Below are 24,345 nucleotides of genomic sequence, written 5' to 3'. Positions count from 1 at the left end.
CGCGCACAAGTTTGCCGACGCCCCTCGGCGTGTCGGCGGGCGCTGGTTAGAGTGGATCCCTGTGAAAGTGACCGTACTCGTCGGGGGCGTCGGCGGCGCCCGTTTCCTGCAGGGCGCACGTGAACTGTTCGGCGTCACGCCCTTCCCGCAACCCGCTGATTCGGGGACCGCCGAACCGGCGGCGAACTCGGTGACCGCGATCGTCAACGTGGGCGACGATGCCTGGATGCACGGTGTCCGCATCTGCCCCGACCTCGACACGTGCATGTACACACTGGGCGGCGGCATCGACCTCGAACGCGGATGGGGCCACCGAGACGAGACCTGGAACGCCAAAGAGGAACTCGCAGCTTACGGCGCCGATCCGGACTGGTTCGGGCTCGGCGACCGTGACCTCGCCACCCATCTGATCCGCACCCAGATGCTCGACGCCGGCTTCACACTCGCCGACATCACAGCGGCGTTGTGCAAGCGTTGGCAGCCGGGTGTCCGCCTGCTGCCGGTCACCGACGACCGGCACGAGACGCACGTCGTGATCGACAATCCGGTTGGTGAACCGGGCGAGAAGGTCGCGATCCACTTCCAGGAATGGTGGGTGCGGCACCGGGCCCAGGTGCCGACCCACGGATTCGCCCAGGTCGGCAGTGACGACGCCAAGCCCGCACCCGGTGTCCTGGAAGCGATCTCCGGCGCCGACGTCGTGTTCCTCGCGCCGTCGAATCCGGTGGTGTCAATCGGCGCGATCACCAGCGTCCCCGGCATTCGTGCGGCGCTCCGGAGCACACCGGCTCCGGTCGTCGGCATCAGTCCGGTAATCGACGACAAGCCGCTGCGCGGCATGGCCGACGAATGTCTGTCGGTGATCGGGGTCGATTCCTCGGCCGAAGCGATCGCCGCGCACTTCGGCGCACGGTCGGGCAACGGACTCCTCGACGGATGGCTCATCGCCGACGGCGACCACGCCCAGGTCGACGGGATCTCGATCGGGTCCGCTCCCCTGTTGATGACCGATCCGGACGCGACGGCACAGATGATTCGGGCCGCGCTCGCACTGGTCGATCTGCAGGCCCCGGCCGATCGTGAGGCACCGTGAGCGATCATCGCGCGCTCGACGGTCTGCAGATCCTGCCTGTCAACGGTCTCGGTGAGTTCGGGCCCGACAGCGACGTCGCCGCGGAGGTGACGAACGCCGCGCCATGGCTCACCGACGGCGACGTGCTCGTCGTGACGAGCAAGATCTTCTCCAAGACCGAGGGGCGCATGGTCACCGCCCCCACCGACCCCGACGAGCGAGACGCGTTCCGCCGCAAGCTGATCGACGACGAGACCGTCAGAGTCGTCGCCAAGCGCAATCGAACCCTGATCACCGCGAACCGCAATGGTCTGGTGCAGGCCGCGGCAGGCGTCGACGGCTCCAACGTCCGCACCGATCAGATCGCGCTGCTGCCCCTCGACCCGGACGCGAGCGCCGCACGATTACGCGCCGATCTGGCCGCGCGAGGACTCGATGTCGCCGTCATCGTCACAGACACCATGGGACGCGCATGGCGGACCGGACAGACCGACGTGGCGATCGGGGCCGCAGGCGTCGCCGTGAGCCATGCGTACGACGGCATCGACGACGCGTACGGCAACACATTGATCGTCACCGACATCGCGGTCGCCGACGAACTCGCAGCGGCCGCGGATCTGGTGAAGGGTAAACTCGACGGCGTACCGGTCGCGGTGATCCGCGGATGGGCCACCGTCGATGACGGATCGTCGGCGAGCAACCTGGTCCGCGACCTCGACGACGACATGTTCCGACTCGGCGTCGAAGAAGCGACCGACAAGGGCCGTCGCGAAGCGATCCTGACGCGCCGATCGGTGCGGTCCTTCGCCGACCGGCACGTGCCCGAGGACGTGATGAACGCGGCCTTCGCCGACGCCCTGACCGCACCGGCGCCCCACCACACCCACCCGATCCGCTTCCTCTGGCTGCGCGACGCGCAGCGTCGGCGCGGACTCCTCGACGCGATGGGCGACGCCTGGCGCAGCGATCTCGAGTCCGACGAGAAGACGGACGAGTCGATCGCCAAACGCGTCGCACGTGGCCAGATCCTCTACGACGCACCGGAACTGGTGATCCCGGTCCTGACGGGCGACGGTATGCACGAATACTCCGACGATCGCCGCAACGACTGTGAGCGAACGATGTTCACCGTCGCCGGAGGCGCGGCCGTCTCCGGGCTGCTGGTCGGGCTGTCGGTCCGCGGGGTCGGCAGTTGCTGGGTCGGCTCCACGATCTTCGCGGCGTCGACAGTCCGGGAGCAGTTGGGGCTATCGGACGACTGGCAGCCGTTGGGAGCCGTCGCAATCGGCTATCCGGTCGACGAGCAGGCACTCCGCGCTCCTGCGTCGATCGAGGGCCTGGTGACACAGCTGTGAGCATCACCGAAGCCACCCGCACGATCCTCGCGGACTGGACTGCCCCTGACCCGGAGCAAGACGCGCTGCGGCACACGATGCTCGCGTTCGTCGACGCCGCCGACGATCCCTGCATGCGCAAGTGCGTCCCCGGACACGTGACGGGCTCGGTGATCGTGTTCGACGCGTCCCTGCGGCACGTCCTGCTCACGCTGCATCCCCGCGTCGGAAAGTGGATCCAACTCGGCGGACACTGCGAACCGGGCGACGCGAGCGTTGCCGCCGCCGCGCAGCGGGAGGGGCTCGAGGAGTCGGGGCTGCCGTCACTGCGATTGTCGGACGTCCCCGTGCATCTGCACACGCACCCGATCACCTGCTCGCTCGGCGTCCCCACGCGTCATCTGGACGTCCGGTACGCGGCCGTCGCCGACCCGACGCCGGACTCATCGCTCCCGGACATCGTGCGCAGCAACGAGTCCGTCGACCTCGCGTGGTGGCCGGTCGACGATCTCCCCGCCGACGTCGACGCCGACACAATCCCGGTACTGGTCGAGTCCGGCACTACCGCGTTACGGCGGCTACTCGACCGCTAGGTTCTTGCCGACACAGACCACGCCGCCGGAACTGACCTGGAAGCTGTCACCGTCGTGTGCCAGGTCGACGCCCAACTGTCCGCCGTCCGCGACGGTCACGTTCTTGTCGAGGATCGCGTTGCGCACCACGGCGTTCCGCCCGACCCGGACCCCGGGCATGAGCACGCTCCCCTGGACGACGGAGCCTTCGCCGACGACGACGTCGTTCGACAAGACCGAGTTGTGCACGGTGCCGCCGGACACGATGCACCCCGCACCGACCATCGAGTCGTTGGCCGAACCGCCCTTGAGGAACTTCGCGGGCGGCAGGTGGCTGGTTGCGCCGCGGATCGGCCAGCGTTGGTTATACAGGTTGAATACCGGATTCTCCGAGATGAGGTCCATATGTGCGTCGTAGAACGAGTCGATCGTTCCCACGTCTCGCCAGTACCCCATGTCGCGGGGCGTCGCACCGGGAATCGCGTTGTCGTTGAAGTCGTAGACGTACGCCTCGTGGGTACGTACGAACGCCGGGATGATGTCGCCGCCCATGTCGTGGTCGGAGTCGGGGTCGGCGGCGTCGTTCTTGAGCGCCTCCACGAGGCGGTCGGTGGTGAACACGTAGTTGCCCATCGAGGCGTACGTGACCTCAGGGTCGTCGGGGGTGCCGGGCGGATCGCTCGGCTTCTCCACGAATGCCGTGATCGCGTTGTCGTCGTCGGAGTCGATGCAGCCGAACGCGAACGCTTCCTTGCGCGGCACGCGGATGCCTGCGACGGTGACCGCCGCACCGGAAGCGATATGCGCCTCGACCATCTGCGAGGGATCCATCCGGTACACGTGGTCGGCCCCGAATACCACGATGTAGTCGGGCTTCTCGTCGTCGATCAAGTTCATCGATTGGAAGATCGCGTCGGCGCTGCCGGTGTACCAACGCGGTCCGAGTCGCTGTTGCGCAGGCACCGGAGTGATGTATTCGCCGTGGAACCCGGAGACCCACCAGTTCTGGGAGATGTGGCGGTCCAGCGAATGCGACTTGTACTGGGTCAGCACACAGAGTCGTTCGTAGCCTGCGTTGACGAGGTTCGACAGGACGAAGTCGATGAGCCGATAAGAGCCGCCGAAGGGGACCGCGGGCTTCGCACGGTCCATCGTCAACGGATACAGGCGCTTACCCTCTCCGCCGGCGAGGACGATTCCGAGCACGTGCGGTTGTGATCTCACCGTTCAAACATATCGGCACCGAGCCGGGCCGACCACCCGAGCGGCGCGAAACACTGTCGACGGCCCCTCGGACTCACCGTCGTCGGGCGACCGTGACCGTGACATCGGCGATCGTCGACACGCAGCCGCTTGCTGCCAACTCGGTGGCCGACGCCACGAGTTCGTCCCGACCACGGTGAAAGCCTGCAGGCCCCATACCTGCGACGTCCGCGAGCCGGTCCGCAGGCAGATCCAGTGGTGCGGTCACTCGGTCGGTGGAGACGATGTCGAAGTCTGTGCGAAGATCGGCGTCGATCCGGTCGGCCTTCCCCGCGCCGACACGCAGCATGCCCATCGGTTCGACGATCTCGGCGAGATGTCCGACGTTGGGAGTGACGATCACCCAACGGCCGCCGGGCGCAAGGACGCGGGCCGTCTCGGCGGCGTTGCGCGGTGCGAAGACCGACAGGACGGCCGACGCCACGCCGGTCTGCACGGGAATCGAGGCCCAGAGGTCGGCGACGACAGACACAGCGCGCGGATGGGCGCGGGCCGCTGCCCGCGCGCACGATTTCGAGAGATCTATGCTGACCCCGACACGATCGTCGGTACCAGCGTCCAGGGATGCCGCCAGGTAGGCTCCGGTGCCGCCGCCCGCGTCGACGAGGACGCCTGTCGAGTTGATCGCCGCGGCCGCGACCGCTTGTTGGATGGGCGCGTACAGTCCACCGTCGAAGACTCTCGTCCGGGCCGCAACCATCTCGGGCGTATCGGACCGGTGCGCGGTGCCTTTCCCGCTCAGCAGCGAGACGTAACCCTGTCTGGCTAGGTCGTAGCGATGTCCCGAGGCGCAGCCGAGCACCCGAGACGATGATGTGAGCGCTCCCGAGCAGATCGGGCAGGCCAGACGAGCGGCCGCGAACAGTTCGGGATTCGCCGTCAGGCGGTGACCTCGCGAAGGGCCTCGCCGAGTGCGCTCGCCTCTTCGTCGTTCAGTTCGACGACCAGTCGGCCGCCGCCGTCGATCGGGATGCGCACGACGATCCCGCGACCTTCCTTGACCGCTTCCATCGGGCCGTCGCCCATCCGTGGCTTCATCGCCGCCATACCCGTGCTCCCTCCAACGATTCCCTGACTCGTGCCATGATACGTGCGCCACATTCGCGCGTCGCCCTCAGGACCGCGGAACTTACTCAGTCGTCAGTCTCGTATACCTGCACTGTCGGGATCGCACCCGTGTCGGCGACCTCCCGGCCGGACAGTTCGTGGACCACCCCGCGGAGCTCGTCGATCTCGCGCGCGAGCTTCTCCAGCGCCCAGTCGACTTCGACGGCGCGGTAGCCGCGGAAGGTCTGCGCGAACACGAGTCCGCGCACGTCGTCGCCGCTGATACCCGCGCGGGGCAGTCGAGTGAGCGTGGTGCCGGACTCGATCGGCGGCAGATCCTCACCGCGACCGAACACGAACCACACCACGCCGAAGAGCAGCGCGACCAGCACAGCCACGCCGATCACGTACAGACCGATGATCACCACGTCTCCACCCTAACGCCGCCGACCGCCCGGCTGCGTCGACCGCAGGACCACCGGATCGAGTTCGGCGACAGGCGGCCGCTCCTCACGCATCAATTCGGTGGTGTGCGGTGCAAATCCGCCGGTCTCGTCGGGCACGAACTGGGTGAGGCCGACACCGGAGTCGGCGACGCCGCAGCGGTCCAGGAGCGTCGCGACGATCTGCCTGCTCATGACCGCGAGATCGCGGAGTGGGCGGTTCCGGTGTTGGCGGACACCGAGGTTCACCTGTCCGATGCCGCTGAGACCGTATCGCGCGTAAGTGTCGACCAGCAGCCCGATCTCGACCCCGTAGCCGGGCGCGAAACGTACCGAGGTGAGGAGTTCACGGGTGCCCGCGTACTCTCCGCCGAGCGGCTGCAGCACTTCCCCGAGTTCGGGTTTGAGCGCGGTGAGCAGTGGTCGGGCGAGGAGTTCGGTGACCCGGCCGCCACCGGACGCGTCGTGAGTGGTCCCGGTGAGCAACGGCCGACGGTAGTAGCCCTTGACGAGGTGGATGTCGGGGTCGGCGAGCAGCGGGCCGAGCATCTTCGGCACGAACATCGGATCGGGGTCGATGAGGTCCGCGTCGACGAACGCGACGAGGTCGCCGGTGGTCGCGGCCAACGAGCGCCACAGTGCTTCGCCCTTGCCCGGCTGCGGCTCGATGCCGGGGATCGCCTCCTCACGGGTGACGACCCGCGCGCCCGCGGCACGTGCACACTCGGCAGTGCGGTCGGTGCACCCGGAGTCGACGACCACCAGTTCGTCGACCAACCCGCCGAGCAGCGGCGCGATGGTCGCGATGACTCCCGCGACCGTGTCTTCTTCGTTCAACGCAGGCAGAACCACCGATACGGTACGTCCGGCTTTGGCCGCGACGAGTTCGCCGACGCTCCACTCGGGGTGATCCCACGTGTGCGTGTGTGACCAGCGGGCCTCCCCCTCGCCCCGATCGGTCCAGACGTTCATGCCAGTCCTCGCACCGCGCGCGAGGGCGGCCTGGATCCGGCGATCGATGCGACCATGTCGACGACGCGACGCGTGTGGGCGACTTCATGGACGCGGAACACGCGGGCGCCCCGTGAGGCCGCCAGCGCGGTCGCGGCAAGCGTGCCCGCCACTCGCTCCTCGAGTCCGACGCCGAGCGTCTCACCGATGAAGTCCTTATTCGACAACGCCATCAGTACCGGCCACCCGGTGTCGACCAGGCGGTCGATCTCACGCAGCAGCGCGAGGCCGTGGTGGGTGTTCTTGCCGAAGTCGTGCGTCGGATCGATCAGGATGCCGTCGTCACGGACCCCTGCCTCGCGGGCCCGGGTCGCCGCGCCGGTCACCTCCGCGATGACGTCGGCGACCACGTCGTCGTACGCCACCCGATGCGGCCTGGTCCGGACCCGCGCCCCACCGGTGTGCGAGCAGACGATTCCCGCTCCGGCTTGCGCTGCGACGTCGACCAGGGCCGGATCGACGCCCGCCCACGTGTCGTTGATGATGTCCGCTCCCGCTTCGCACGCCGCCCTCGCCACTTCGCTGCGCCAGGTGTCGACACTGATCAACAGGTCGGGGTGATGCGATCGGATCCACGCGATCAGCGGAACGACCCGCTGAACCTCGGCCGCGGCGTCGACCGGATCGCCCGGTCCCGCCTTGACTCCGCCCACGTCGACGAGGTCGGCCCCGTCGGCCACGACCGCGTCCACGCGGGCCTTCGCGGCGTCGTCGGAGAAGGTGGCCCCTCGGTCGTAGAACGAGTCCGGGGTCCGGTTGACGATCGCCATCACGAGGGCGCGGTCGGTCGCGACGGGGCGACCTGCGAGGGTCGGGCGGCCCCGGCCCGCCGAGGGGTGAAGGGGCACCGGGTCACCCAACCGGCGCCCCCCCCACCCGGCCACGCCGGGGCGGGGGGGCCGCGACATCGGCCGGGTAGTCGTCGTAGAACGGCACGTACCCGTCTTTACGCCCTTTGAGTACCCACACCTCGTCGTCGCCGACGTCGGAATAGGCCTCCTTGCGCAACTCCACTTTGCGGTTCTTGAACGTCGAGGTGACCTCGATTTCTCCGACGAACCGGACGAACAGCGGCACCGCGTATGCGGGCAGTTCGGCGTAGAGGTGGTCGGCGAACGCCTTCGGATCGGGCTTGTCGCCGTCGACGGTTACTGCGACCATGCCGGCCTTGCCGTCGCACCCTGCCACCTCGACGCCGAATGCCACGCTTCCGGACACCCCGTCGGCACTGTCGACGGCGCTCTCGACCTGGGTAGTCGCCACGTTCTCGCCCTTCCAGCGGAAGGTGTCGCCGAGTCGGTCGACGAACGTGATGTGCGAGAAGCCGATCTCTCGGACCAGGTCACCCGAGTTGAAGTAGGAGTCCCCGGATTTGAAAGCATCGCGGATCACCTTCTTCTCCGTCTCCGCCGAATCGGTGTAACCGTCCACGGGCACGCGGTCGCTGATCTCCGAGATCAACAGGCCCGCTTCGCCTTTGGGGACGGCGGTGAGTCGCCCACGGGAGTCACGCTTCGCCGTGCCGTCTGCGTTGTACTCGACGACCTTGAAAGGGAGCGGGCAGAACCCGGCGGTCCGCTTGACGCCGAATACGTTGACGAACGCCAGGTTCAACTCGCTGGCGCCGTAGAACTCCACGATCCGGCCGACGCCGAATCGCTCCTCGAACTCATCCCAGATCTCCGGACGCATTCCGTTGCCGATCGCGACACGGATCGAGTGCTGCCGATCGGTCGCTTTCGGCGGCTGCGCCAACAGGTATCGGCACAGTTCCCCGATGTAAGTGAACGCGGTGGCACGGTTCTCGATGATCTCGTCCCAGAAACGCGACGCCGAGAACTGCTCGCTCAACGCGATGCACGCACCCCCTGCGAGCACGGCTCCGAGCGACACCGAGAGCGCGTTGTTGTGGTACAGCGGCAGCGCGACGTACATGGTGTCCGACGGGTGCAGCCGGACGGCGAGGCCACCGATACCGGAGTAGTTTGCCAGCCAGCGATTATGGCTCATCACGCTGGCCTTGGGAAGGCCGGTGGTACCAGAGGTGAAGATGTAGAACGCGAGCGTCGACGCGGGCAGGGTCGCCGTCACAGCCGGGTCGGTCGTCGACTTCGAGGCCGCCGTCTCGTCCAGCGCTGGGAAGTCGAAGACATGCTCGGGCCTCGCCGACGCGGACATCGAGTCGAACGCCTCTTTGCAGTCCGGATCCCAGATCAGGACCTTCGCGTCGAGCAGCGACATGCTGTGGTCGATGACGTTTCCACGCTGGTTGTAGTTCAGCATGCCCGCGACGGCGCCCAGCTTGAGCGTCGCAAGGATGACGAGGAGGTCGGTCGGGTTGTTCTTCGACAGGATCCCCACCACGTCGCCGACCCCGACACCGCGCTCGGCGAGGACCGCGGCGTACCGATTCACCTGGCGGTTGCATTCGCCATACGACGTCGACTCGCCGTGCCACCGGATGAACGGCCGGTCCGGATGGTCAGTCGCGAGCTTGGCGAAGATCTGTCCGATCGTGCTCTTCTTGTCACCGGAGCGGAAGATCAGGCCCGGAGCGTGCCGAGCCATCGACGGCAAGTCCGGCGCCATCGTGGCCACGCCCTTGAGCAGGTCAGTGATTCCGACCTTCGTTGGCACTGCGTTCATGCTTTGCTCCACTCCTCCCACCGACATGTGAATGCCGCTACCCTACCGTCGGGTCAGTTTCGTCACAGCGTCGGCCGCCGTCTCGACGACGATAAGTCGTTCGAGGGCGTGCGAGGACACGAAACCGCGAGTCTGCAGATCGCTCAACCAGGCGAGCATCGGATCGTAGAAGCCGTCGAGGTTGACCATGATCACCGGCTTGTCGTGTTCACCGAGGTAGCCGCCCGTCCACGTCTCGAAGAACTCCTCGAGCGTCCCGATTCCACCCGGCAGGGTGATGAACCCGTCGGCCAGTTCTTCCATGAGTCGTTTTCGTTCGCGCATCGTGTCGGTGACGATCAGTTCGTCTGCGTCGAGGTCGGCGACCTCTTTGGCCATCAGGTGCTCGGGGATCACGCCGATGGTCCGCCCACCCGCAGCCCGCGTGGCTCGGGCGACGCTGCCCATCATCGAGATCTTGCCGCCGCCGGACACGAGTGCGAGACCCGCGTCGGCGAGCGCCGTGCCGACATCGGCCGCGAGTTGCAGGTATTGCTCGTCGACGGGCCCTGACGCGCAGTAGACGCAGACCGCTGGACGGTCGGCACTCACGAGCGGACCGCCTTGTCGCACACGGCCTGGACGGCTTCGGCCGGAGTGTCGACCAATGTGACGAGGTCGAGGTCTTCGCGCGAGATCTTGCCCTCGTCGGCGAGTGTGGTCTTGATCCACTCGACGAGCGGCCCCCAGAAATCGCGGCCGACGAGCACGATCGGGAACCGGAGGACCTTGCCCGTCTGAACGAGGGTCAGAGCCTCGGAGAGTTCGTCGAGAGTCCCGAAACCACCGGGCAGGCAGACGAACGCCTGCGCGTACTTGACGAACATCGTCTTGCGGACGAAGAAGTAGCGGAAGTTCATTCCGAGGGTCAGGTACGGGTTGATGTGCTGCTCGAACGGAAGCTCGATGTTGAGCCCGATCGATGGCGCACCCGCCTCGTACGCACCCTTGTTGGTCGCCTCCATCGCGCCGGGGCCGCCGCCGGTGATGACTGCGAACCCGGCTTCGCCGAGCAGCCTGCCGAGTTCGACAGCCTGCTCGTAGCCGGGCGACCCCGGCTGGTCGCGAGCCGAACCGAATACGGTGACCGCTTCGGCGACGTTCTCGAGTGCGTCGAACCCGGACACGAATTCGGATTGGATTCGCAGAACCCGCCACGAGTCGCGGACCGTGCGGTTCGCCGCGCGCGTCGGATCACGGGGGTCGACCCACTCGAGGAGACCTCGGTCGGTCGGCACCTGCTCCGCGTCGCCCGGCAACCGCACCTGCGCCGCTCCGACATGGCGCACCTGCACATCCGTATGAGGAACGTCGCGGGGAGAACCGTCGCCGGAATCGGGCTGCGCCTCGCGCGGATCGTCTGCCATGGCGCAAACGGTATCAACCGATGTCCGAGCCGCTCACCCGAACTTCGATCGACCGTTGCTCGCGATCGTGGGCAGCCGCTCGCCGCGGGAGAAACTGTGCGTACAGCCCGTCGGGACCGTGTGACTCGTATGCCAGATCGGCGACGTCGATGAGGTCGATGTGCGTTCCGTCCGCGAATCTCACGCCTGGTCGTCGGGGCGCACCCCGCAATCTCCACGTGTCGCCCGATTCCGAGAACCTCAGCGGCGTCAGACTCGAACGCCATCCCTCCATGAATCGGTCGTGGGTGCGAACCTACCGCACTGCGAAGACCGGCATTCCCGGTGCTGCGTCGAGAATCTCGGCATCGGTCGAGTCCGGAGCCAGACCCTCGTCGAACGTCGCGACCTGCCACGCCCACCGCGTGAGGTACGCACGGATCAGTTCGGGTTTGCGTTCGTCGTCGAGTTCGACGAGGGTCACCGGTTCGGTGCGGCGACCGCGGCGGAGGCTGACCGATCCCCCGGCCCGGACGTTGCGCACCCACTGCGTCCGGCCACGCGCGGCCACGAGATACCGTTCGCCGTCGAGATCGAGCACGTTGACCGGCGTGGTCCTCAGTTCGCCGCTCACTCGCCCCGGCACCTGGAGGTCGTAGCAGCCGCTCGGCGCGACACCGAGGCGGGCCAGCACCCCGACGATACGGTTGGTCACAGTGCTCGCCAGCCCGGTCGGCGCGACGTAGCGATCGGTCGGCTCGGATGGCTTCGGCTCGATGATCTCGGACATCTTTTCGTCTCCTAGAAATCTCGGTACGGCGGAAGGGCCGCCGCGATGTTGACGATCAGTGAGAACACCGCGAAACCGGACACGGCCGAGGCCCGCACGCCTGCGACGGCGAGTAACACAGCGGCACCCAGATACAACGCGACCTTGACGGCGGCCTTGGCTGCCGCGACGTCGACGACGGGCTGCGGTGAGGCGAAGACCGCCCACGCTGCGATCGCAACCGCCACCGCTACCGCACCTGCCACAACACCGAGCCCGCCGCGTTCGGCGAGGAGCCAGACCGAACCGCCCAGCGCGGCGAGCATCAGAAGTTCGCTCGCGAACACGAGTCCCGCAAGAGTCCACAGATACGCGGTCACTACCGCCTCCTTTTTCGTGAACGGTGTTCTCGTTTTGAGTTTAGATTCCTGCCATGAATAAATCAAGAACACTGTTCACCAATTCCATTGCATGCGACGATGAACGTGATGAGGACTCCAGACGATCCGGGCGTCCGAGCCCGCAAGCGCGCCGGTATCGAAGCCGATCTCCGAGAGGTCGGGCGCAGACATCTGGCGGAGCACGGCGCTGCCGCGCTGTCGTTGCGCGCTGTCGCCCGCGACATGGGGCGCGCACCGTCGTCTCTGTACCGTTACGTGCGGAACCGCGACGACCTGTTGACCGTGCTGATCGTCGACGCGTACGACGACCTCGCAGACGATCTCGATGCCGCCGTCCTCGATGCCGCCGTCGACGGACATTCGTCGCCCCGGAAGCGATTCGAGGCGTACGCGGATGCGTTGCGCACGTGGGCGACCGCTCATCCGAGCGAATACGCTCTGCTGTACGGCTCACCAGTCCCCGGGTATCACGCCCCTGCCGACACGACCCTGCGCGCGGGCACCCGGCCGATCCTGGCACTCGGCGCGATCGCTGCAGCCGGAGATCCTCCCGTCGCCCCCGGCACACGATCCACGCACCAACGCGCCGCCGCCTCCGCACTGGCGGCGACCGCCGCCTCGGACGACGTCGCGCCCCTCGGACTGACTCCGCAGGCGCTGGCACGCGCGCTGTCGGTGTGGAACCTGCTGCTCGGTTCGATCTCGTCCGAGGTGTTCGAACAGATGGGGCCGATCACCGACCGGCCGGACGATGTCTGGGCGGGCGTGGTCGACCTCGGCGGTGGACTGCTGTTCGGTTGAGAGCGAGCCGATGACGGGTTCGCCAGCCGGGGAGAACCCTCAGCGCGACAGGTACGACCGCAGCGTCTGCGTGACCTCGGTGATCTGGTCGACCGGCACCCGTTCGTCGGCACGGTGCGCAAGGCTCGGGTCACCCGGACCGAGGTTGACGGCGGGGATGCCGAGGGCCGCGAACCGTGAGACGTCGGTCCATCCGTACTTGGCCCGGAACCGTCCGTCCGCGGCGTCCACGAGAGCTGCGGCTGCGGGGTGGGCAAGGCCAGGCAGGGCGCCCGCTGCCGAATCGGTGATCTCGGCGGTCACCGCGCCCGAGCCGAGAGCGTCGGCGAACACGTCGCGCACGTGCTCGAATGCCTGCTGCGGGCTACGGTCCGGAGCGAACCGGAAGTTGACGTCGACGTATGCCGCATCCGGGATCACGTTGCCTGCGACTCCGCCGTGGACCGCGACCGCCGACAGTCCCTCGCGGTATTCGCAGCCGTCGATGTCGACACGGCGCGGCTCGTAGGACGAGAGAGTGGTGAGAAGGTGGCCGAGTTTGTGAATCGCGTTGTCTCCCATCCATGCCCGAGCTGAATGCGCGCGCGTGCCGGTCGCGGTGAACCGAACCCGCAACGTGCCCTGGCATCCTGCTTCGATGAGGCCGGCCGTCGGCTCGCCGAGGATCGCGACGTCGGCGCGGAGCCAGTCGGGCATTTCTCGCTCGATGCTCCCGAGGCCGTTGAACTCGGCGGCGATCTCCTCGCAGTCGTAGAAGATCAACGTGATGTCGTGCAGCGGGTCGTCCAACGTGGCAGCCAGGTGCAGGAAGACGGCGTCGCCGGACTTCATGTCGACCGTCCCACAACCGTGCAGGACGTCACCTTCGTCCGCCGAGTCGGTGCGGCGGGACGGGACGTTGTCGACGATCGGCACCGTGTCGAGGTGACCGGCGAGAATCACTCGCGAGTCCAGACCGCGCTCGGTGCGTGCCAACACACAGTTCCCGTGGCGGATCACCTCGAAGCCCGCGGTCTGTTCGCGGAGCGCTTGTTCTACCGCATCGGCGATCAGCGTCTCGTCCCGGCTGACGCTCGGAATGTCGACGAGTGCGGCGGTCAGATCGATCGGGTCGGCGGACAGATTCAGGCTCGGGATGCTCACAGTCAACCATCGTATGCCGGACCGACGCACCGGAAGCCGAGCTGCGACGACGACGACCGGATCTCCTCGAACCCTCGCGCCGCAGGCCGGTCTCGTCGGCAGTAGTCCGGTGAGCACAGAAACGATCCGCCTTTGATCACCGTCGACCATGCACCGCCGCCCTGCGGACGCACGCGCACCTCGGCGTCGCGCGCCGCATGCGACACGGTGGCAACGGTGCACGTCCACTCCCACACGTTCCCGATCATGTCGTAGAGCCCCCACGGATTAGCCGGATAGCTACCGACCGGGCTGGTACGGCGGAACCCGTCCGGGTCGGCGTCCTCCCACGGGAAGTGGCCGTGCCACGTGTTGGCCTGGCGCACACCGCCCGGCTCGTGCCGTCCGCCCCAGGCGTAGTGCGACGCACCGGCGGCGCGGGCGGCATGCTCCCACTGCTCCTCGGTCGGCAACGCCGCTCCCGCCCACTCGGCGTACACGTTCGCATCCAGGAAGCTCACGTGCACCACTGGATGGTTCGGCCGTGCGGTCGTGCCCGGTCCGCCGGGACGACGCCACGACGCGCCGGGTACGTACGTCCACCACCGGCTGGGGTCGCCGAGTGAGACCGGGCCGGACGTCGGGGTGAACACCATCGACCCGCCTTCCGGTTCCCCGTGCCCAGTCGAGTCCAGGTCGGACGGCTGCTCGGCCGTCGTGACATACCCGGTTGCTGCGACGAACGCTCCGAAGTCGGCGACGGTCACCGGCGTGACATCCATCGTGAACGCCGCGACGTGGCGGTGATGCGCAGGGCGTTCCTCCGGGTAGTCCTCGTCAGAGCCGATCACGGTATCGCCTGCCGGGATCTCTAGACGGTTCCACCTAGCCTCGAGCATGGTGACGACCTCCTCGCTGGCTGCGATACCCACTCAACCCGAAACGGCACGGGTCGGGCCCGCATTGCGTCAGCCGTGCACAGATCATCCGACCCGAGCGCCGCGGGAATCGTGTACCGCCGGAGCGAGTCCTGTTGTGGTCCAGCGAATTCGAGGCAGTTCGGCCGGTCCGCGGCTGGCATCTCTCCCAGGGGGCGACGGCACGATTTCGTCCTTCGCTCGGCTCATCAGTTGACGCCCGAAGCGGGGTCAGCGGGTCGGCCGCGCCGTCCGGCTAAACTCATGCCGTGACTATTCAAGGTGCTGCTGCCATTGGAATCGCCACCGTGTGGGAGAACGACGGTCAGATCGCTGTCCTCGACACGTGGTACCCGAACCCCGAACTCGATCCGGAACCCGGCGTCGCCGGCTCCTCCGAACTGAGCGGCGACGAGGTCCCCGCGGACCTTCGACCGCTCGTCGGCGTCGACGAGGCCCGCAACGTCAAGACGATCGCGGTGAAGACGGTGATCGCCGACCTGGCGACCGCACCGGTCGACGCGCACGACGTCTACCTGCGTCTACATCTGCTATCGCATCGGCTGGTCCGCCCGCACGGCCTGAACCTGGAAGGCCAGTTCGGCCTCCTCGCCAACGTCGCGTGGACCAACTTCGGCCCCTGCGCCGTCGTCGGCTTCGAACAGACCCGCCTGCGGCTGCGCGCGCGCGGGCACGTCACTGTGACCTCGATCGACAAGTTCCCGCGGATGGTCGACTACGTCTCCCCTGCCGGCGTCCGCATCGGCGACGCCGACCGAGTCCGTCTCGGTGCTCACCTCTCCCCTGGCACCACCGTCATGCACGAGGGCTTCGTCAACTTCAACGCAGGCACCCTCGGAGCGTCGATGGTCGAGGGCCGCATCTCGGCGGGCGTCGTGATCGGCGACGGCTCCGACATCGGTGGCGGCGCCTCCACGATGGGAACCCTGTCCGGTGGCGGCAAGGAGATCATCTCGATCGGCAAGCGCTGCCTTCTCGGTGCGAATGCCGGATGCGGAATCCCGCTCGGCGACGACTGCGTGATCGAAGCCGGCCTCTACCTCACCGCCGGTACCAAGGTGACGGGCCCGGACGGCTCGGTGGTCAAGGCCCGCGACCTGGCCGGGCGCTCGAACCTGTTGTTCCGCCGCAACAGCACCACCGGTGCGGTCGAGGTGACCGCAAAGGAAGGCGACGGGATCGAACTCAACGAGGCGCTGCACGCCAACTGATTTCGCGCTTCGAACGGCCCCGGCGTCGTCGACCGCTTCACCGGATCGACGTCGGGGCCGCACCGTGTCCTTGGTCGAGTCGCGTTGGACGTTCAGGCCGCGAGCGCCGCGCTCAGTCCGACGAAGGGGGCGGTGACCGCTACTCACCCAGCCGCGCGACGGCGGCATCGATGCGCTCGTCGGTCGCGGTGAGTGCCACGCGGACATGCTCGGCGCCCGAGGGGCCGTAGAAGTCGCCGGGAGCGACCAGGATGCCGCGCTGCGCGAACCAGTCCAGAGTTGCCCGTGAATCGTCACCACGGGTGGTCCACAGATACAGGCCGGCCTCGGAGTCGTCGACGGTGAAGCCTGCGTGCTCGACCGCGCGCTTCAGCCGGTCGCGACGCGAACGATAACGTTCGCGTTGAGCATCGACGTGCGCGTCGTCGTTCAGTGCGGCAATGGTCGCTCCCTGGATCGGGAACGGCACGATCATGCCGGAATGCTTGCGGACGGCGAGGAGTTCGGCGATCAACGCCGTGTCGCCCGCCAGGAAGCCCGCACGGTATGACGCGAGGTTGGAGACCTTCGACAGCGAGTGCACCGCGATCAGACCGGTGTGATCGCCTCCGCACACGTCCGGATGCAGCACCGAATGCGCCACACCCTCCCACGTGAGCCCGAGGTAGCACTCGTCGGAGATCACGATGCTGCCGTGCTCGCGCGCCCACTCGACGACGCCCCGCAGGTGCTCGACCGACAAGACGGCACCGGTCGGGTTCGACGGACTGTTCACGAAGATCGCAGCGGGCACGTCGTCGCCGTAGTCGGCGACGGCGTCCGCGCGACGCGGAACAGCCCCCGCGAGGAGCGCGCCGACCTCGTACGTCGGATATGCGACCCGAGGGATCACGACCGGATCGCCCGCCGGCACACCAAGTTGCGACGGCAGCCCGGCGATCACTTCCTTCGTGCCGATCACCGGCAGAATCGACGACTCGTCGAGCCCGGTGATCGCGAAACGTCGGGACAGCGCGCCGACCGCGGCCTCGCGCAGAGCAGCTGTCCCGAGAGTCGCCGGATACCCGGGAAACTCCGACGACGCGGCCAGCGCGTCACGGATCACCGGGGCGACCGGATCGACGGGGGTGCCGACCGAGAGATCGATTATCCCGTCGTCATGCGATGCGGCCAACCTCTTCGCTCCCGAGATCGTGTCCCAGGGAAAGTCCGGAAGGCCTGCGCTGACCGGCCGTAGGCGACTCACAGTCCGATCAGTCCTCTTCGCCCATCGGAGGCAGATTCTTCACGAACTCCGGGTCGAAGTCGGTCTTGCCGACCTTGCTCGCGCCGCCGGGCGAACCGAGGTCGACGAAGAAGTCGACGTTCGCACTCAGGTACGGCTCCCACTCGTCGGGAACGTCGTCCTCGTAGAAGATCGCCTCCACCGGGCAGACCGGCTCGCAGGCACCGCAGTCGACGCATTCGTCGGGCTGGATGTACAGGCTGCGTCCACCCTCGTAGATACAGTCGACTGGACACTCCTCGACGCAGGCACGGTCCATCACGTCGACGCACGGCTCCGCGATGATGTAAGTCACGTCGCTTCTCCTTCTCGTTCTCCGCGACGACACGAGGGCTGATCGCGTCGTCTACGCATGTCGCGGCACCGTCGCACCGCACAGGTACACAGACTATCCGGACTCGGCCGGACCGCCCGAATCAGCACACCCTGACCTGCGCGGATTTTTACTCACGCAGTGAAATCGCCGACGGTCAGCCGAGTCCGAGACTGAGCATCGGCGCCGGGGCCGGGCGATAGTCGGTCAACCGCTGACGCGGCGTCCGCCCGATCCCGGTCACGATCTCGTGCAACTCCTCCACCGTCTTCTCCGAGCCGTGCTGACTGCCGGCCATCCGCGAGATGGTCTCCTCCATCAAGGTGCCGCCGAGATCGTTCGCACCACCGCGCAGCATGGCCCGGGTACCGTCCACACCGAGCTTGACCCAACTGGTCTGGATGTTGTCGACGCGTCCGTGCAACATGATGCGAGCCAACGCGTGCGCGGCGCGATTATCACGCTGAGTCGGACCGGGCCGAGACGCTCCGGCGAGGTATAGCGGCGAGGACTGGTGGACGAACGGCAGCAACACGAACTCGGTGAACCCGCCGGTGCGGTCCTGGATGCCGCGTAGCACATTCAAGTGTCCGACCCAATGCCGCGGCGAGTCGACGTGCCCGTACATCATCGTCGAACTCGACGGCAGCCCCACCTCGTGCGCGGTGGTGATGACGTCGATCCACGCCGACGTCGGCAGCTTCCCCTTCGTGAGGATCCACCGGACCTCGTCGTCGAGAATCTCCGCAGCAGTACCGGGGATCGAGTCGAGCCCCGCTTCACGAAGCGCGGTGAGCCAGTCGCGGACCGACTCGCCACCGCGTGAGGCACCGTTGACGACCTCCATCGGACTGAATGCGTGCACGTGCATCGACGGCACCCGGTTCTTGATGGCGCGGACGAGGTCCGCGTACCCGGTCACCGGCAGTTCCGGATCGATACCGCCCTGCATGCAGATCTCCGTCGCCCCTGCGACGTGGGCCTCCCACGCGCGGTCGCCGACCTCGGTACTCGACAACGTGAACGCATCGTCGTCGCCCTTACGCTGTGCGAACGCGCAGAAGCGGCATCCGGTGTAGCAGATATTGGTGAAGTTGATGTTCCGGTTCACCACGTAGGTGACGTCATCGCCGACGACGTCTCGACGAATCGAATCGGCGAGCGCGGTAAAGGCGTCGAGTCCCGTACCGTCGCTCGTGGCGAGCGCGAGGTACTCCTCGTCCGAGAGTCCACCCGGATCGCTCTCGGCACGCCGCAGAGCCGCCGACACTTCGGAATCCAGGCGCTCGGGTGCCCTCGAATCGTCCAGCGCCAGCACCTGTTCCCGGATGGTGTCCCAGTCACCGAACGCGTTGTCGATGTCACTGCGCGTATCGGTGTTTCGGCCGTCCGTGTCGATCTCGGTGTTGAGGTCGACACGACCGGACGACGCCCACTCCTCGTCGGGCTCCTGCCACGGCATCCCTTCGGGACGCACGTCGACGGCGAGCCCGGTGACCGGATCGGTGAGAGCCGCGACGTGGCGGGCGATCCGCGGATCGATCCACGGCGACCCCGCCAGCACATAGCGGGGCTGTGCCGCCGACCGCTCGGTGAGCGTGTGTCCGGCTGCTGCCGTGATGTCGGCGAGCGTGTCCAGGTTCGGCCACGGGCGCTCCGGGTTGACGTGGTCGGGTGTCAACGGCGAGACGCCGCCCCAGTCGTCGACGCCTGCCTCGATCAGCGCATGGCATTCGTCCGCCGAGACGAGGTTCGGCGGGGCCTGGATGCGCATGCGCGGCCCCATGACCAATCGGGCCACGGCCACCGCGGCCAAGAATTCGGACATCTCGGCATCCGGCGATGAACCCATCGCGGTGTTGGGCTTGGCCCGGAAGTTCTGCACGATCACTTCTTGGATGTGCCCGAACGCCTTCTGCGCCTTACGGATCATGAAGATCGATTCGGCGCGTTCAGTACGTGTTTCGCCGATGCCGACGAGGATTCCAGTGGTGAACGGGACCGAGAGACGCCCAGCGTCAGTCAGGACCCGCTCGCGGATAACCGGATCCTTGTCGGGGCTGCCGTAGTGGCATTCGCCCTTGTCCGTGAACAGTCTACGAGCGCTCGTCTCGAGCATCATCCCCATGCTCGGCGCGACGGGCTTGAGTCGGTTGATCTCCTCCCAGCTCATGACGCCAGGATTCAGGTGCGGCAGCAGCCCGGTCTCCTCCAGGACGCGGATCGCCGCGGCACGCACGTAGTCGAGCGTCGAATCGTAGCCGCGTTCGTCGAGCCACTGCGCGGCTTCCGGCCACCGATCCTCGGGACGGTCGCCGAGGGTGAACAACGCCTCTTTGCATCCGAGCGCGGCGCCGTTGCGCGCGATCGCCACGACCTCGTCGAGTTCGAGGAACATGCCGCGCCCCTCGCGTTTGAGCTTGCCGGGCACTGTCACGAACGTGCAGTAATGGCACCGGTCGCGGCACAGGTGCGTCAGCGGGATGAACACCTTGCGCGAGTACGTCACCTGTCGCGCGCGGCCCTCGGCCTCCAGACCTGCGTCACGCACACGCGCTGCGGCCGCGCACAGCGCGGTCAGATCGTCGCCGCGCGCGGCCAGCAGGACCGCCGCCTCGTCGACGTTGAGCGCGGTCGCGTCGGCTGCTCGGCGCAGTGCGCGCCTCATCGCCGACGGCGAAGGAGCCGGGGCCCCGATTACCGATTCAGAAGACGTCACCTGTTCGATGGTAGACACGAGTTCGATCTTGTGAATTTCGGGCGGGGTTTCCGGCCCCTACTCCCAGTCAGTGCGCTCCCCCGCTCAGCCTTCGCGGATCGTCATCGACGCGAGCTTGTCGGCTGCGACGTCGAACACGAATTTCGACAGCCCGTTCGCGTGTGTACTGCGCCAGTCCGCGATCACGGTGACCGCATCCGAATCGACGTAGCTCTCGGTGACGGTCATGGTGCCGGTCGCGCCGATGAACTCCTTATCGCTCCAGGCCTTGATCTCGTCACGACCGGTGAACACGCGGCCCCAATCGTCGACGAAAGCTCCATCGGCGAAAGCGTCCAGGAAACCTTGCTCATCGTGACGGTTCACGGTCTCGATGAAGTCCGCGACGACGGTGGGCAACGATTCGGTCATAGTGGTCCCCTCCAGTGGTTCAGTGGTCAGCGGGTGGTGTATCCGCCGTTGGCGAAGATCGTCTGGCCGGTGATCCACCAGCCGTCGGTCGCCAAGAAGCTCACGATGGGCGCGATGTCCTCGATCTTGGTCAGCTGTCCGTACATCGCCTGCGACTTGTGGAACTCGACTCGCTCGGGCGTCTCCTGGCCGTAGAAGAACGGGGTGTCCATCGGGCCGGGCGCGATCGCTGTCACCGAGATACCGCGTGCGGCATATTCTTTCGCCGCCGCCCGCGTGAAGTGCTCGACGGGGCTCTTGCCGCCTGCGTAGGTCGAGTAGCCGTCGGTGAACGCCGCGAGGAGCGCCGTGACGATGGTGACGATCTTGCCGCCGTCGTTCAAGGTCCGCCCGGCCTCCTTGATGAAGAAGTACGCCGACTTCGCGTTGACGTCGAACATCTGGTCATACTCTGACTCGGTGGTCTCGGCGATCGGCTTTCGGAGTACCTTGCCGACGGTGTTGACCGCGATGTCGAGGCTACCGAGCCCTGCGACCGTCTCATCGAACACCCGGGTCACGGTGTCCGGATCGGTGAGATCACCAGTCAGCAGAACGCCGGTGCGCCCCTCGGCTTCGACAGCCGCGAGCGTCTGTTCGGCCTCCCCCTTGGACGATTCGCTGTTGTAGTGGATGGCGACGTCTGCGCCGGCAGCAGCCGCCTGTCGGCTGATGAGGCCGCCCAGGTTCTTGCCGCCGCCTGCGACCAGGATCTTGCGCCCTTCGAGTGGGTAGTCAGTCATGCATCCTCCGTATATATCGTTGATATGTGCTGCCATATCGACGATACACAACTAGTGTATCGGTGTGCCAGAGACAGAGAAGAGCGATACACGGACACGGCTGGTCGACGCAGCCGCAGAACTGATCGCTGCAGCACCAGGTGAGGACTTCTCGCTCCGCGACGTGTGCGAGCGGGTCGGGGTGCGGATGCCGACGCTGTACCACTTCTTCGGCAGCAAGCAGGGCTTGATCGACGCCGTCGTAGAGCGCGGATTCCAGCTGTATCTCGACGACAAGGAAAGACACGAGTCGAGCGGTGACCCGATCCGGGACATCCGTGATGGATGGGACGCACATGTCCGCTTCGGGCTCGCGAACCCGGGCTACTACACGCTCATGTACGGCAAGGTACAGCCCGGGTATTCACCTGCGGCCCATGCGAAACCAACGCTACTGTTGCGCGCACTCACCGACCGTGCCGCGGCTCAAGACAGGCTCGCGGTGGATCCCGAGCAAGCGGCGGCACACATACTCGCGACGAACATCGGCGTGACGCTGCGGCAGATCATTCTCGCCGAGGCCGACCCGGAACTCTCGGCCGCCGTGCGAGACGCGACGATCGCGGGCATCACCGGTGAAGGGGTAGGCGCTACGACCGCCGACGACCTCCGGCGAGTCGCGTCTGTCGCCACAGGTATGCCGGAAGTGCTGGGTGCGGCCGAAACCGCGCTGTTGGGTCAGTGGCTGCGTCGACTAGCGGACCGTCTCGACTGAGGGACCCGGCGACTGAGGGACCCGGCGACTGAGGGACCCGGCGACTGGGACTCGACCGGCCTACAGGTTGTTCAGGCGCGCCATGGACGTGACCATAGCGGGAAGGCCGAGACCGCAGAGCAGCAGTAGGAGCACACGCCAATCGCCGATGAGCGGCCCGTTTCCGTTGATACCGGGCACCGCGGCGATGATGACGACAGCGGTCCAGGCGATGAGCGGCGCGTACCGCCAGGAGGAGGCCGTCGTTCCGGCGGCGAGCCGCACGAGAAGCGTCGTGCCGATCGCGGCTATCACCACCGTGAACGGGACCGGCACCGCTCCGATGTACACATTCAGAAAGAACACCGTCAGCAGGGCGAGCACTATTCCGCACACGGTCAGCACCGCCAGCTCGATTCGGTCGGCGACGCTCAACGGAGCCCCTCGAACAGGTCGGTCTCGACGCGGGACCCCGTGTCGGCCCGCACTCCCTCATCGGCCCCGACTCGGCCGTCGGTCCGGATGAAGTGTTCGACAGGCGAGATCGGCTGCGCAATGAGATTCGACAACGCGTACTCGGTGCGCGAGGGTGCGACGCTCACCTGGGTCGCGTGCGCGGCGAGCGCGGCGACCTTTCGGTCGAGCACATCGGTGACGTCGACCGCGGTCGTGATCACGCCGTCCGGATAACTCGGCAACTCGCCCGGCTCCGGCATCCGCCAGCCGTCTGGGATCTCGCCGATCGCCGCGAGACCGGAGTTCAATGCGGAGCGCGCAGTGACTGACTCGTACACCTTGAGCGGGTACCCGGTCTGCACTCTCGACTCAGCGATCGCGGCGATCGACACCTCGTGGACCCGGCGGTGATCGGGGTGCCCGTACGTTCCCGCCTCGTCGTATGTGACGACGACATGCGGTGCGAAATCGTCGATCTCGGCGCGCAGCGTGGCGACGAGATCGTCGTGGGCGGCCTGAACGAGCGCCCGCGGATGCTGTGCGGAGGGGGTGCCCGCCATCCCAGAGTCCCGCCACCGGCCCGCGCCGCCGAGGAAGCGAGGCCGTGGCGCAGAAGCAGGGTCCGGAGCCAACGCGCGGAGCGCCGCGTGGAGCTCACCGATCCGATAGCCGCCCAACTGGTCGGCGCCTCCGTCCGCGACGAGTTGTGCCCACCGGTGCCCGATCACCTCGCCCTCCTCACCGAGGGTGAAGGTGATGACCCGAACGTCGACCCCTTCGGCGAGGTATCGCGCGATGACGCCGCCGGTCATGATCGACTCGTCGTCCGGGTGAGCGTGCAGCAGGAGCAGCCGTGGACGCTGCCCGCCCGTCACTGCAGACCCCAGCGGACGGCGTCGCCGAACACTCCGACCTGAGGAGCTCCATCGAGCGAGACCCCGACGATCTTATCGGTGGCAGCGCCGAACACCGAGTCCTGGTAGATGGGCAGGTAGACGGCTTGGTCGGCCAACATCGTCTCGGCGCGCGTCAAGTATTCCTTCGGATCGTCGACGCTCATCGCGTCGGTGGCCAGCGACATCAACTCGGGATCACACAGTCCCGAGACGTTTCCCGTGTACGTGCTGTCGTCGCTCGGGGGCGTCTGACTGGTGGATCGGCTCGGAGTCGTCGGCAGGACACTCTCGTCGGCGTCCCCCTCGTCGTCGGGCGCGTCGGAGTGGGCACCTGCCTCGGTGCCCGCCGTCGGCGGCTCGCAACCCACCTGGGAGGCGAGCGACGTCGCCGGATCGCCGCCCATGCCGGTCCACCCGACCACCAGGTCGACGCGGGCGTTGATGAGCGCCGACCCGTACAGCTCGGTATTCGACATGCCCTGGACGACGGCGCGGACTCCCGACGCCCGTAACTGGTCGGCGGTCGTCTCGGCCGCAGACATGGCCCGCTCGTCGGAGTTCACCGCGCCGATCCGAACCACGAGGTCCTTACCGTCCTTGGCGACCGGCGCCACTCCCGACGGCAGTCCCGGAACGTCGCTGGGGGCGGGCGTGGTCGTCGACGACGGTGCCGTCGGCGTCGACTCACTCGGGCTGGTCGTCGGCTCCGGCGTCGGTACCGGGGCCGGGACCCCC

The 24,345-nt window shown here is 67.1% G+C and carries 27 protein-coding genes and 1 pseudogene; 6 read left to right on the top strand and 22 right to left on the bottom strand.

All coding sequences use genetic code 11. From position 1 onward, the window contains the following. Window positions 1-61: 61 nt before the first annotated feature. From cofD to ACTIMF_RS15055, 3 genes are read left to right on the top strand one after another with little or no spacing between them, the layout of a single operon-like run. Complete coding sequence (cofD, locus tag ACTIMF_RS15065; RefSeq protein WP_442351106.1) at window positions 62-1,093, top strand: 2-phospho-L-lactate transferase; 1,032 nt, start codon at window positions 62-64, stop codon at window positions 1,091-1,093. Next, a complete protein-coding gene (locus ACTIMF_RS15060; RefSeq protein ID WP_442351105.1) occupies window positions 1,090-2,427 on the top strand; it encodes a coenzyme F420-0:L-glutamate ligase in 1,338 nt (445 codons plus the stop codon). Before cofD ends, ACTIMF_RS15060 begins: the two co-directional genes overlap by 4 nt. Beyond that, complete coding sequence (locus ACTIMF_RS15055) at window positions 2,424-2,999, top strand: NUDIX hydrolase (RefSeq protein WP_442351104.1); 576 nt, start codon at window positions 2,424-2,426, stop codon at window positions 2,997-2,999. Before ACTIMF_RS15060 ends, ACTIMF_RS15055 begins: the two co-directional genes overlap by 4 nt. On the opposite strand, the gene glgC is transcribed toward ACTIMF_RS15055, so the two are convergent. The 12 genes from glgC to ACTIMF_RS14995 form a co-directional block, all read right to left on the bottom strand. Beyond that, window positions 2,985-4,202: a glucose-1-phosphate adenylyltransferase gene (gene glgC, locus ACTIMF_RS15050; protein WP_442351103.1), complete on the bottom strand. Its 1,218-nt coding sequence runs from the start codon at window positions 4,200-4,202 to the stop codon at window positions 2,985-2,987. The two genes, ACTIMF_RS15055 and glgC, sit on opposite strands and share 15 nt — an antisense overlap. A gap of 73 nt (window positions 4,203-4,275) precedes the next feature. Next, on the bottom strand, window positions 4,276-5,076 hold the full coding sequence (locus ACTIMF_RS15045; protein WP_442351120.1) for a putative RNA methyltransferase: 801 nt from the start codon (window positions 5,074-5,076) through the stop codon (window positions 4,276-4,278). Between the two features lie 44 nt (window positions 5,077-5,120). After that, window positions 5,121-5,288 (bottom strand): DUF3117 domain-containing protein, encoded by a 168-nt coding sequence (locus tag ACTIMF_RS15040; RefSeq protein ID WP_084638100.1) that lies wholly within the window; start codon window positions 5,286-5,288, stop codon window positions 5,121-5,123. 86 nt (window positions 5,289-5,374) lie between these two features. Further along, window positions 5,375-5,716, bottom strand: coding sequence for a DivIVA domain-containing protein (locus ACTIMF_RS15035; RefSeq protein ID WP_442351102.1), 342 nt, complete (start codon window positions 5,714-5,716; stop codon window positions 5,375-5,377). A 9-nt stretch (window positions 5,717-5,725) separates the two neighbouring features. Then, window positions 5,726-6,703, bottom strand: a complete 978-nt coding sequence (locus ACTIMF_RS15030) for a glucosyl-3-phosphoglycerate synthase (RefSeq protein ID WP_442351101.1) — start codon at window positions 6,701-6,703, stop codon at window positions 5,726-5,728. After that, complete coding sequence (gene folP, locus ACTIMF_RS15025; protein ID WP_442351119.1) at window positions 6,700-7,512, bottom strand: dihydropteroate synthase; 813 nt, start codon at window positions 7,510-7,512, stop codon at window positions 6,700-6,702. The genes ACTIMF_RS15030 and folP overlap by 4 nt, the downstream gene beginning before the upstream one ends. Before the next feature lie 82 nt (window positions 7,513-7,594). After that, window positions 7,595-9,388 (bottom strand): long-chain-acyl-CoA synthetase, encoded by a 1,794-nt coding sequence (locus ACTIMF_RS15020; protein ID WP_442351100.1) that lies wholly within the window; start codon window positions 9,386-9,388, stop codon window positions 7,595-7,597. A 42-nt stretch (window positions 9,389-9,430) separates the two neighbouring features. Then, the gene (locus tag ACTIMF_RS15015; RefSeq protein ID WP_442351099.1) at window positions 9,431-9,979 is read right to left on the bottom strand and encodes a TIGR00730 family Rossman fold protein; all 549 of its coding nucleotides are present in this window, start codon (window positions 9,977-9,979) and stop codon (window positions 9,431-9,433) included. After that, window positions 9,976-10,794, bottom strand: coding sequence for a TIGR00730 family Rossman fold protein (locus tag ACTIMF_RS15010; protein WP_442351098.1), 819 nt, complete (start codon window positions 10,792-10,794; stop codon window positions 9,976-9,978). Before ACTIMF_RS15010 ends, ACTIMF_RS15015 begins: the two co-directional genes overlap by 4 nt. Window positions 10,795-10,807: 13 nt before the next feature. Further along, the gene (locus tag ACTIMF_RS15005; RefSeq protein WP_442351097.1) at window positions 10,808-10,978 is read right to left on the bottom strand and encodes a hypothetical protein; all 171 of its coding nucleotides are present in this window, start codon (window positions 10,976-10,978) and stop codon (window positions 10,808-10,810) included. Between the two features lie 111 nt (window positions 10,979-11,089). After that, window positions 11,090-11,563: a nitroreductase family deazaflavin-dependent oxidoreductase gene (locus tag ACTIMF_RS15000; RefSeq protein WP_442351096.1), complete on the bottom strand. Its 474-nt coding sequence runs from the start codon at window positions 11,561-11,563 to the stop codon at window positions 11,090-11,092. Between the two features lie 11 nt (window positions 11,564-11,574). Beyond that, window positions 11,575-11,922, bottom strand: a complete 348-nt coding sequence (locus tag ACTIMF_RS14995) for a DUF2568 domain-containing protein (protein ID WP_442351095.1) — start codon at window positions 11,920-11,922, stop codon at window positions 11,575-11,577. Window positions 11,923-12,030: 108 nt separating this feature from the next. Between ACTIMF_RS14995 and ACTIMF_RS14990 the strand changes: the two genes are divergently transcribed. Continuing rightward, window positions 12,031-12,744: a TetR/AcrR family transcriptional regulator gene (locus ACTIMF_RS14990; RefSeq protein WP_442351094.1), complete on the top strand. Its 714-nt coding sequence runs from the start codon at window positions 12,031-12,033 to the stop codon at window positions 12,742-12,744. A gap of 39 nt (window positions 12,745-12,783) precedes the next feature. Here ACTIMF_RS14990 and dapE read toward each other — a convergent pair whose 3' ends face one another. Both dapE and ACTIMF_RS14980 read right to left on the bottom strand, forming a co-directional pair. After that, on the bottom strand, window positions 12,784-13,887 hold the full coding sequence (gene dapE / locus ACTIMF_RS14985; RefSeq protein ID WP_442351093.1) for a succinyl-diaminopimelate desuccinylase: 1,104 nt from the start codon (window positions 13,885-13,887) through the stop codon (window positions 12,784-12,786). 2 nt (window positions 13,888-13,889) lie between these two features. Beyond that, window positions 13,890-14,765: a formylglycine-generating enzyme family protein gene (locus ACTIMF_RS14980; RefSeq protein WP_442351092.1), complete on the bottom strand. Its 876-nt coding sequence runs from the start codon at window positions 14,763-14,765 to the stop codon at window positions 13,890-13,892. 287 nt (window positions 14,766-15,052) lie between these two features. On the opposite strand from ACTIMF_RS14980, the gene dapD reads away from it, so the two are divergent. Continuing rightward, window positions 15,053-16,015 (top strand): 2,3,4,5-tetrahydropyridine-2,6-dicarboxylate N-succinyltransferase, encoded by a 963-nt coding sequence (gene dapD / locus ACTIMF_RS14975; RefSeq protein WP_442351091.1) that lies wholly within the window; start codon window positions 15,053-15,055, stop codon window positions 16,013-16,015. A 139-nt stretch (window positions 16,016-16,154) separates the two neighbouring features. Here the strand turns inward: dapD and dapC are convergent, their stop codons facing one another. From dapC to ACTIMF_RS14950, 5 genes are all read right to left on the bottom strand, one after another. Continuing rightward, the gene (dapC, locus tag ACTIMF_RS14970) at window positions 16,155-17,261 is read right to left on the bottom strand and encodes a succinyldiaminopimelate transaminase (protein ID WP_442351090.1); all 1,107 of its coding nucleotides are present in this window, start codon (window positions 17,259-17,261) and stop codon (window positions 16,155-16,157) included. Between the two features lie 7 nt (window positions 17,262-17,268). Next, window positions 17,269-17,595, bottom strand: coding sequence for a ferredoxin (fdxA, locus tag ACTIMF_RS14965; protein WP_442351089.1), 327 nt, complete (start codon window positions 17,593-17,595; stop codon window positions 17,269-17,271). Between the two features lie 175 nt (window positions 17,596-17,770). Further along, the gene (locus ACTIMF_RS14960) at window positions 17,771-20,332 is read right to left on the bottom strand and encodes a bifunctional FO biosynthesis protein CofGH (protein WP_442351088.1); all 2,562 of its coding nucleotides are present in this window, start codon (window positions 20,330-20,332) and stop codon (window positions 17,771-17,773) included. Between the two features lie 84 nt (window positions 20,333-20,416). Continuing rightward, window positions 20,417-20,743, bottom strand: coding sequence for a nuclear transport factor 2 family protein (locus tag ACTIMF_RS14955; RefSeq protein ID WP_442351087.1), 327 nt, complete (start codon window positions 20,741-20,743; stop codon window positions 20,417-20,419). A gap of 26 nt (window positions 20,744-20,769) precedes the next feature. Further along, window positions 20,770-21,525, bottom strand: a complete 756-nt coding sequence (locus tag ACTIMF_RS14950; RefSeq protein ID WP_442351086.1) for an SDR family oxidoreductase — start codon at window positions 21,523-21,525, stop codon at window positions 20,770-20,772. Between the two features lie 64 nt (window positions 21,526-21,589). Here ACTIMF_RS14950 and ACTIMF_RS14945 point away from each other — a divergent pair, with 64 nt between their 5' ends. Next, window positions 21,590-22,279 (top strand): TetR/AcrR family transcriptional regulator, encoded by a 690-nt coding sequence (locus ACTIMF_RS14945; protein ID WP_442351085.1) that lies wholly within the window; start codon window positions 21,590-21,592, stop codon window positions 22,277-22,279. A 60-nt stretch (window positions 22,280-22,339) separates the two neighbouring features. Here the strand turns inward: ACTIMF_RS14945 and ACTIMF_RS14940 are convergent, their stop codons facing one another. The 3 genes and pseudogenes from ACTIMF_RS14940 to ACTIMF_RS14930 all read right to left on the bottom strand — a co-directional run. Further along, window positions 22,340-22,693 (bottom strand): hypothetical protein, encoded by a 354-nt coding sequence (locus ACTIMF_RS14940; RefSeq protein WP_442351084.1) that lies wholly within the window; start codon window positions 22,691-22,693, stop codon window positions 22,340-22,342. Next, window positions 22,690-23,589 carry an N-acetyl-1-D-myo-inositol-2-amino-2-deoxy-alpha-D-glucopyranoside deacetylase gene (mshB, locus tag ACTIMF_RS14935; protein ID WP_442351083.1) on the bottom strand — a complete coding sequence of 300 codons (900 nt, stop codon included), beginning with the start codon at window positions 23,587-23,589 and terminating at the stop codon, window positions 22,690-22,692. Before mshB ends, ACTIMF_RS14940 begins: the two co-directional genes overlap by 4 nt. After that, window positions 23,586-24,345: pseudogene (locus ACTIMF_RS14930) on the bottom strand (ABC transporter family substrate-binding protein); the annotation flags it as partial. The pseudogene ACTIMF_RS14930 and the gene mshB, both read right to left, overlap by 4 nt.

Source organism: Gordonia sp. (in: high G+C Gram-positive bacteria) (assembly GCF_052106715.1).
Taxonomy (GTDB): Bacteria; Actinomycetota; Actinomycetes; order Mycobacteriales; family Mycobacteriaceae; genus Gordonia.
Note: the sequence above shows the minus strand (reverse complement) of the source record. Positions and strands in the feature narration are given on the sequence as shown.

Coding starts and splice junctions, on each gene's coding strand:
- ACTIMF_RS15040 (WP_084638100.1), bottom strand. CDS start 5,288: ATGGCGGCGATGAAGCCACGGATGGGCGACGGCCCGATGGAAGCGGTC.
- ACTIMF_RS15030 (WP_442351101.1), bottom strand. CDS start 6,703: ATGAACGTCTGGACCGATCGGGGCGAGGGGGAGGCCCGCTGGTCACAC.
- folP (WP_442351119.1), bottom strand. CDS start 7,512: ATGGCGATCGTCAACCGGACCCCGGACTCGTTCTACGACCGAGGGGCC.
- ACTIMF_RS15020 (WP_442351100.1), bottom strand. CDS start 9,388: ATGAACGCAGTGCCAACGAAGGTCGGAATCACTGACCTGCTCAAGGGC.
- ACTIMF_RS15010 (WP_442351098.1), bottom strand. CDS start 10,794: ATGGCAGACGATCCGCGCGAGGCGCAGCCCGATTCCGGCGACGGTTCT.
- ACTIMF_RS15000 (WP_442351096.1), bottom strand. CDS start 11,563: ATGTCCGAGATCATCGAGCCGAAGCCATCCGAGCCGACCGATCGCTAC.
- ACTIMF_RS14990 (WP_442351094.1), top strand. CDS start 12,031: ATGAGGACTCCAGACGATCCGGGCGTCCGAGCCCGCAAGCGCGCCGGT.
- ACTIMF_RS14980 (WP_442351092.1), bottom strand. CDS start 14,765: ATGCTCGAGGCTAGGTGGAACCGTCTAGAGATCCCGGCAGGCGATACC.
- ACTIMF_RS14955 (WP_442351087.1), bottom strand. CDS start 20,743: ATGACCGAATCGTTGCCCACCGTCGTCGCGGACTTCATCGAGACCGTG.
- ACTIMF_RS14950 (WP_442351086.1), bottom strand. CDS start 21,525: ATGACTGACTACCCACTCGAAGGGCGCAAGATCCTGGTCGCAGGCGGC.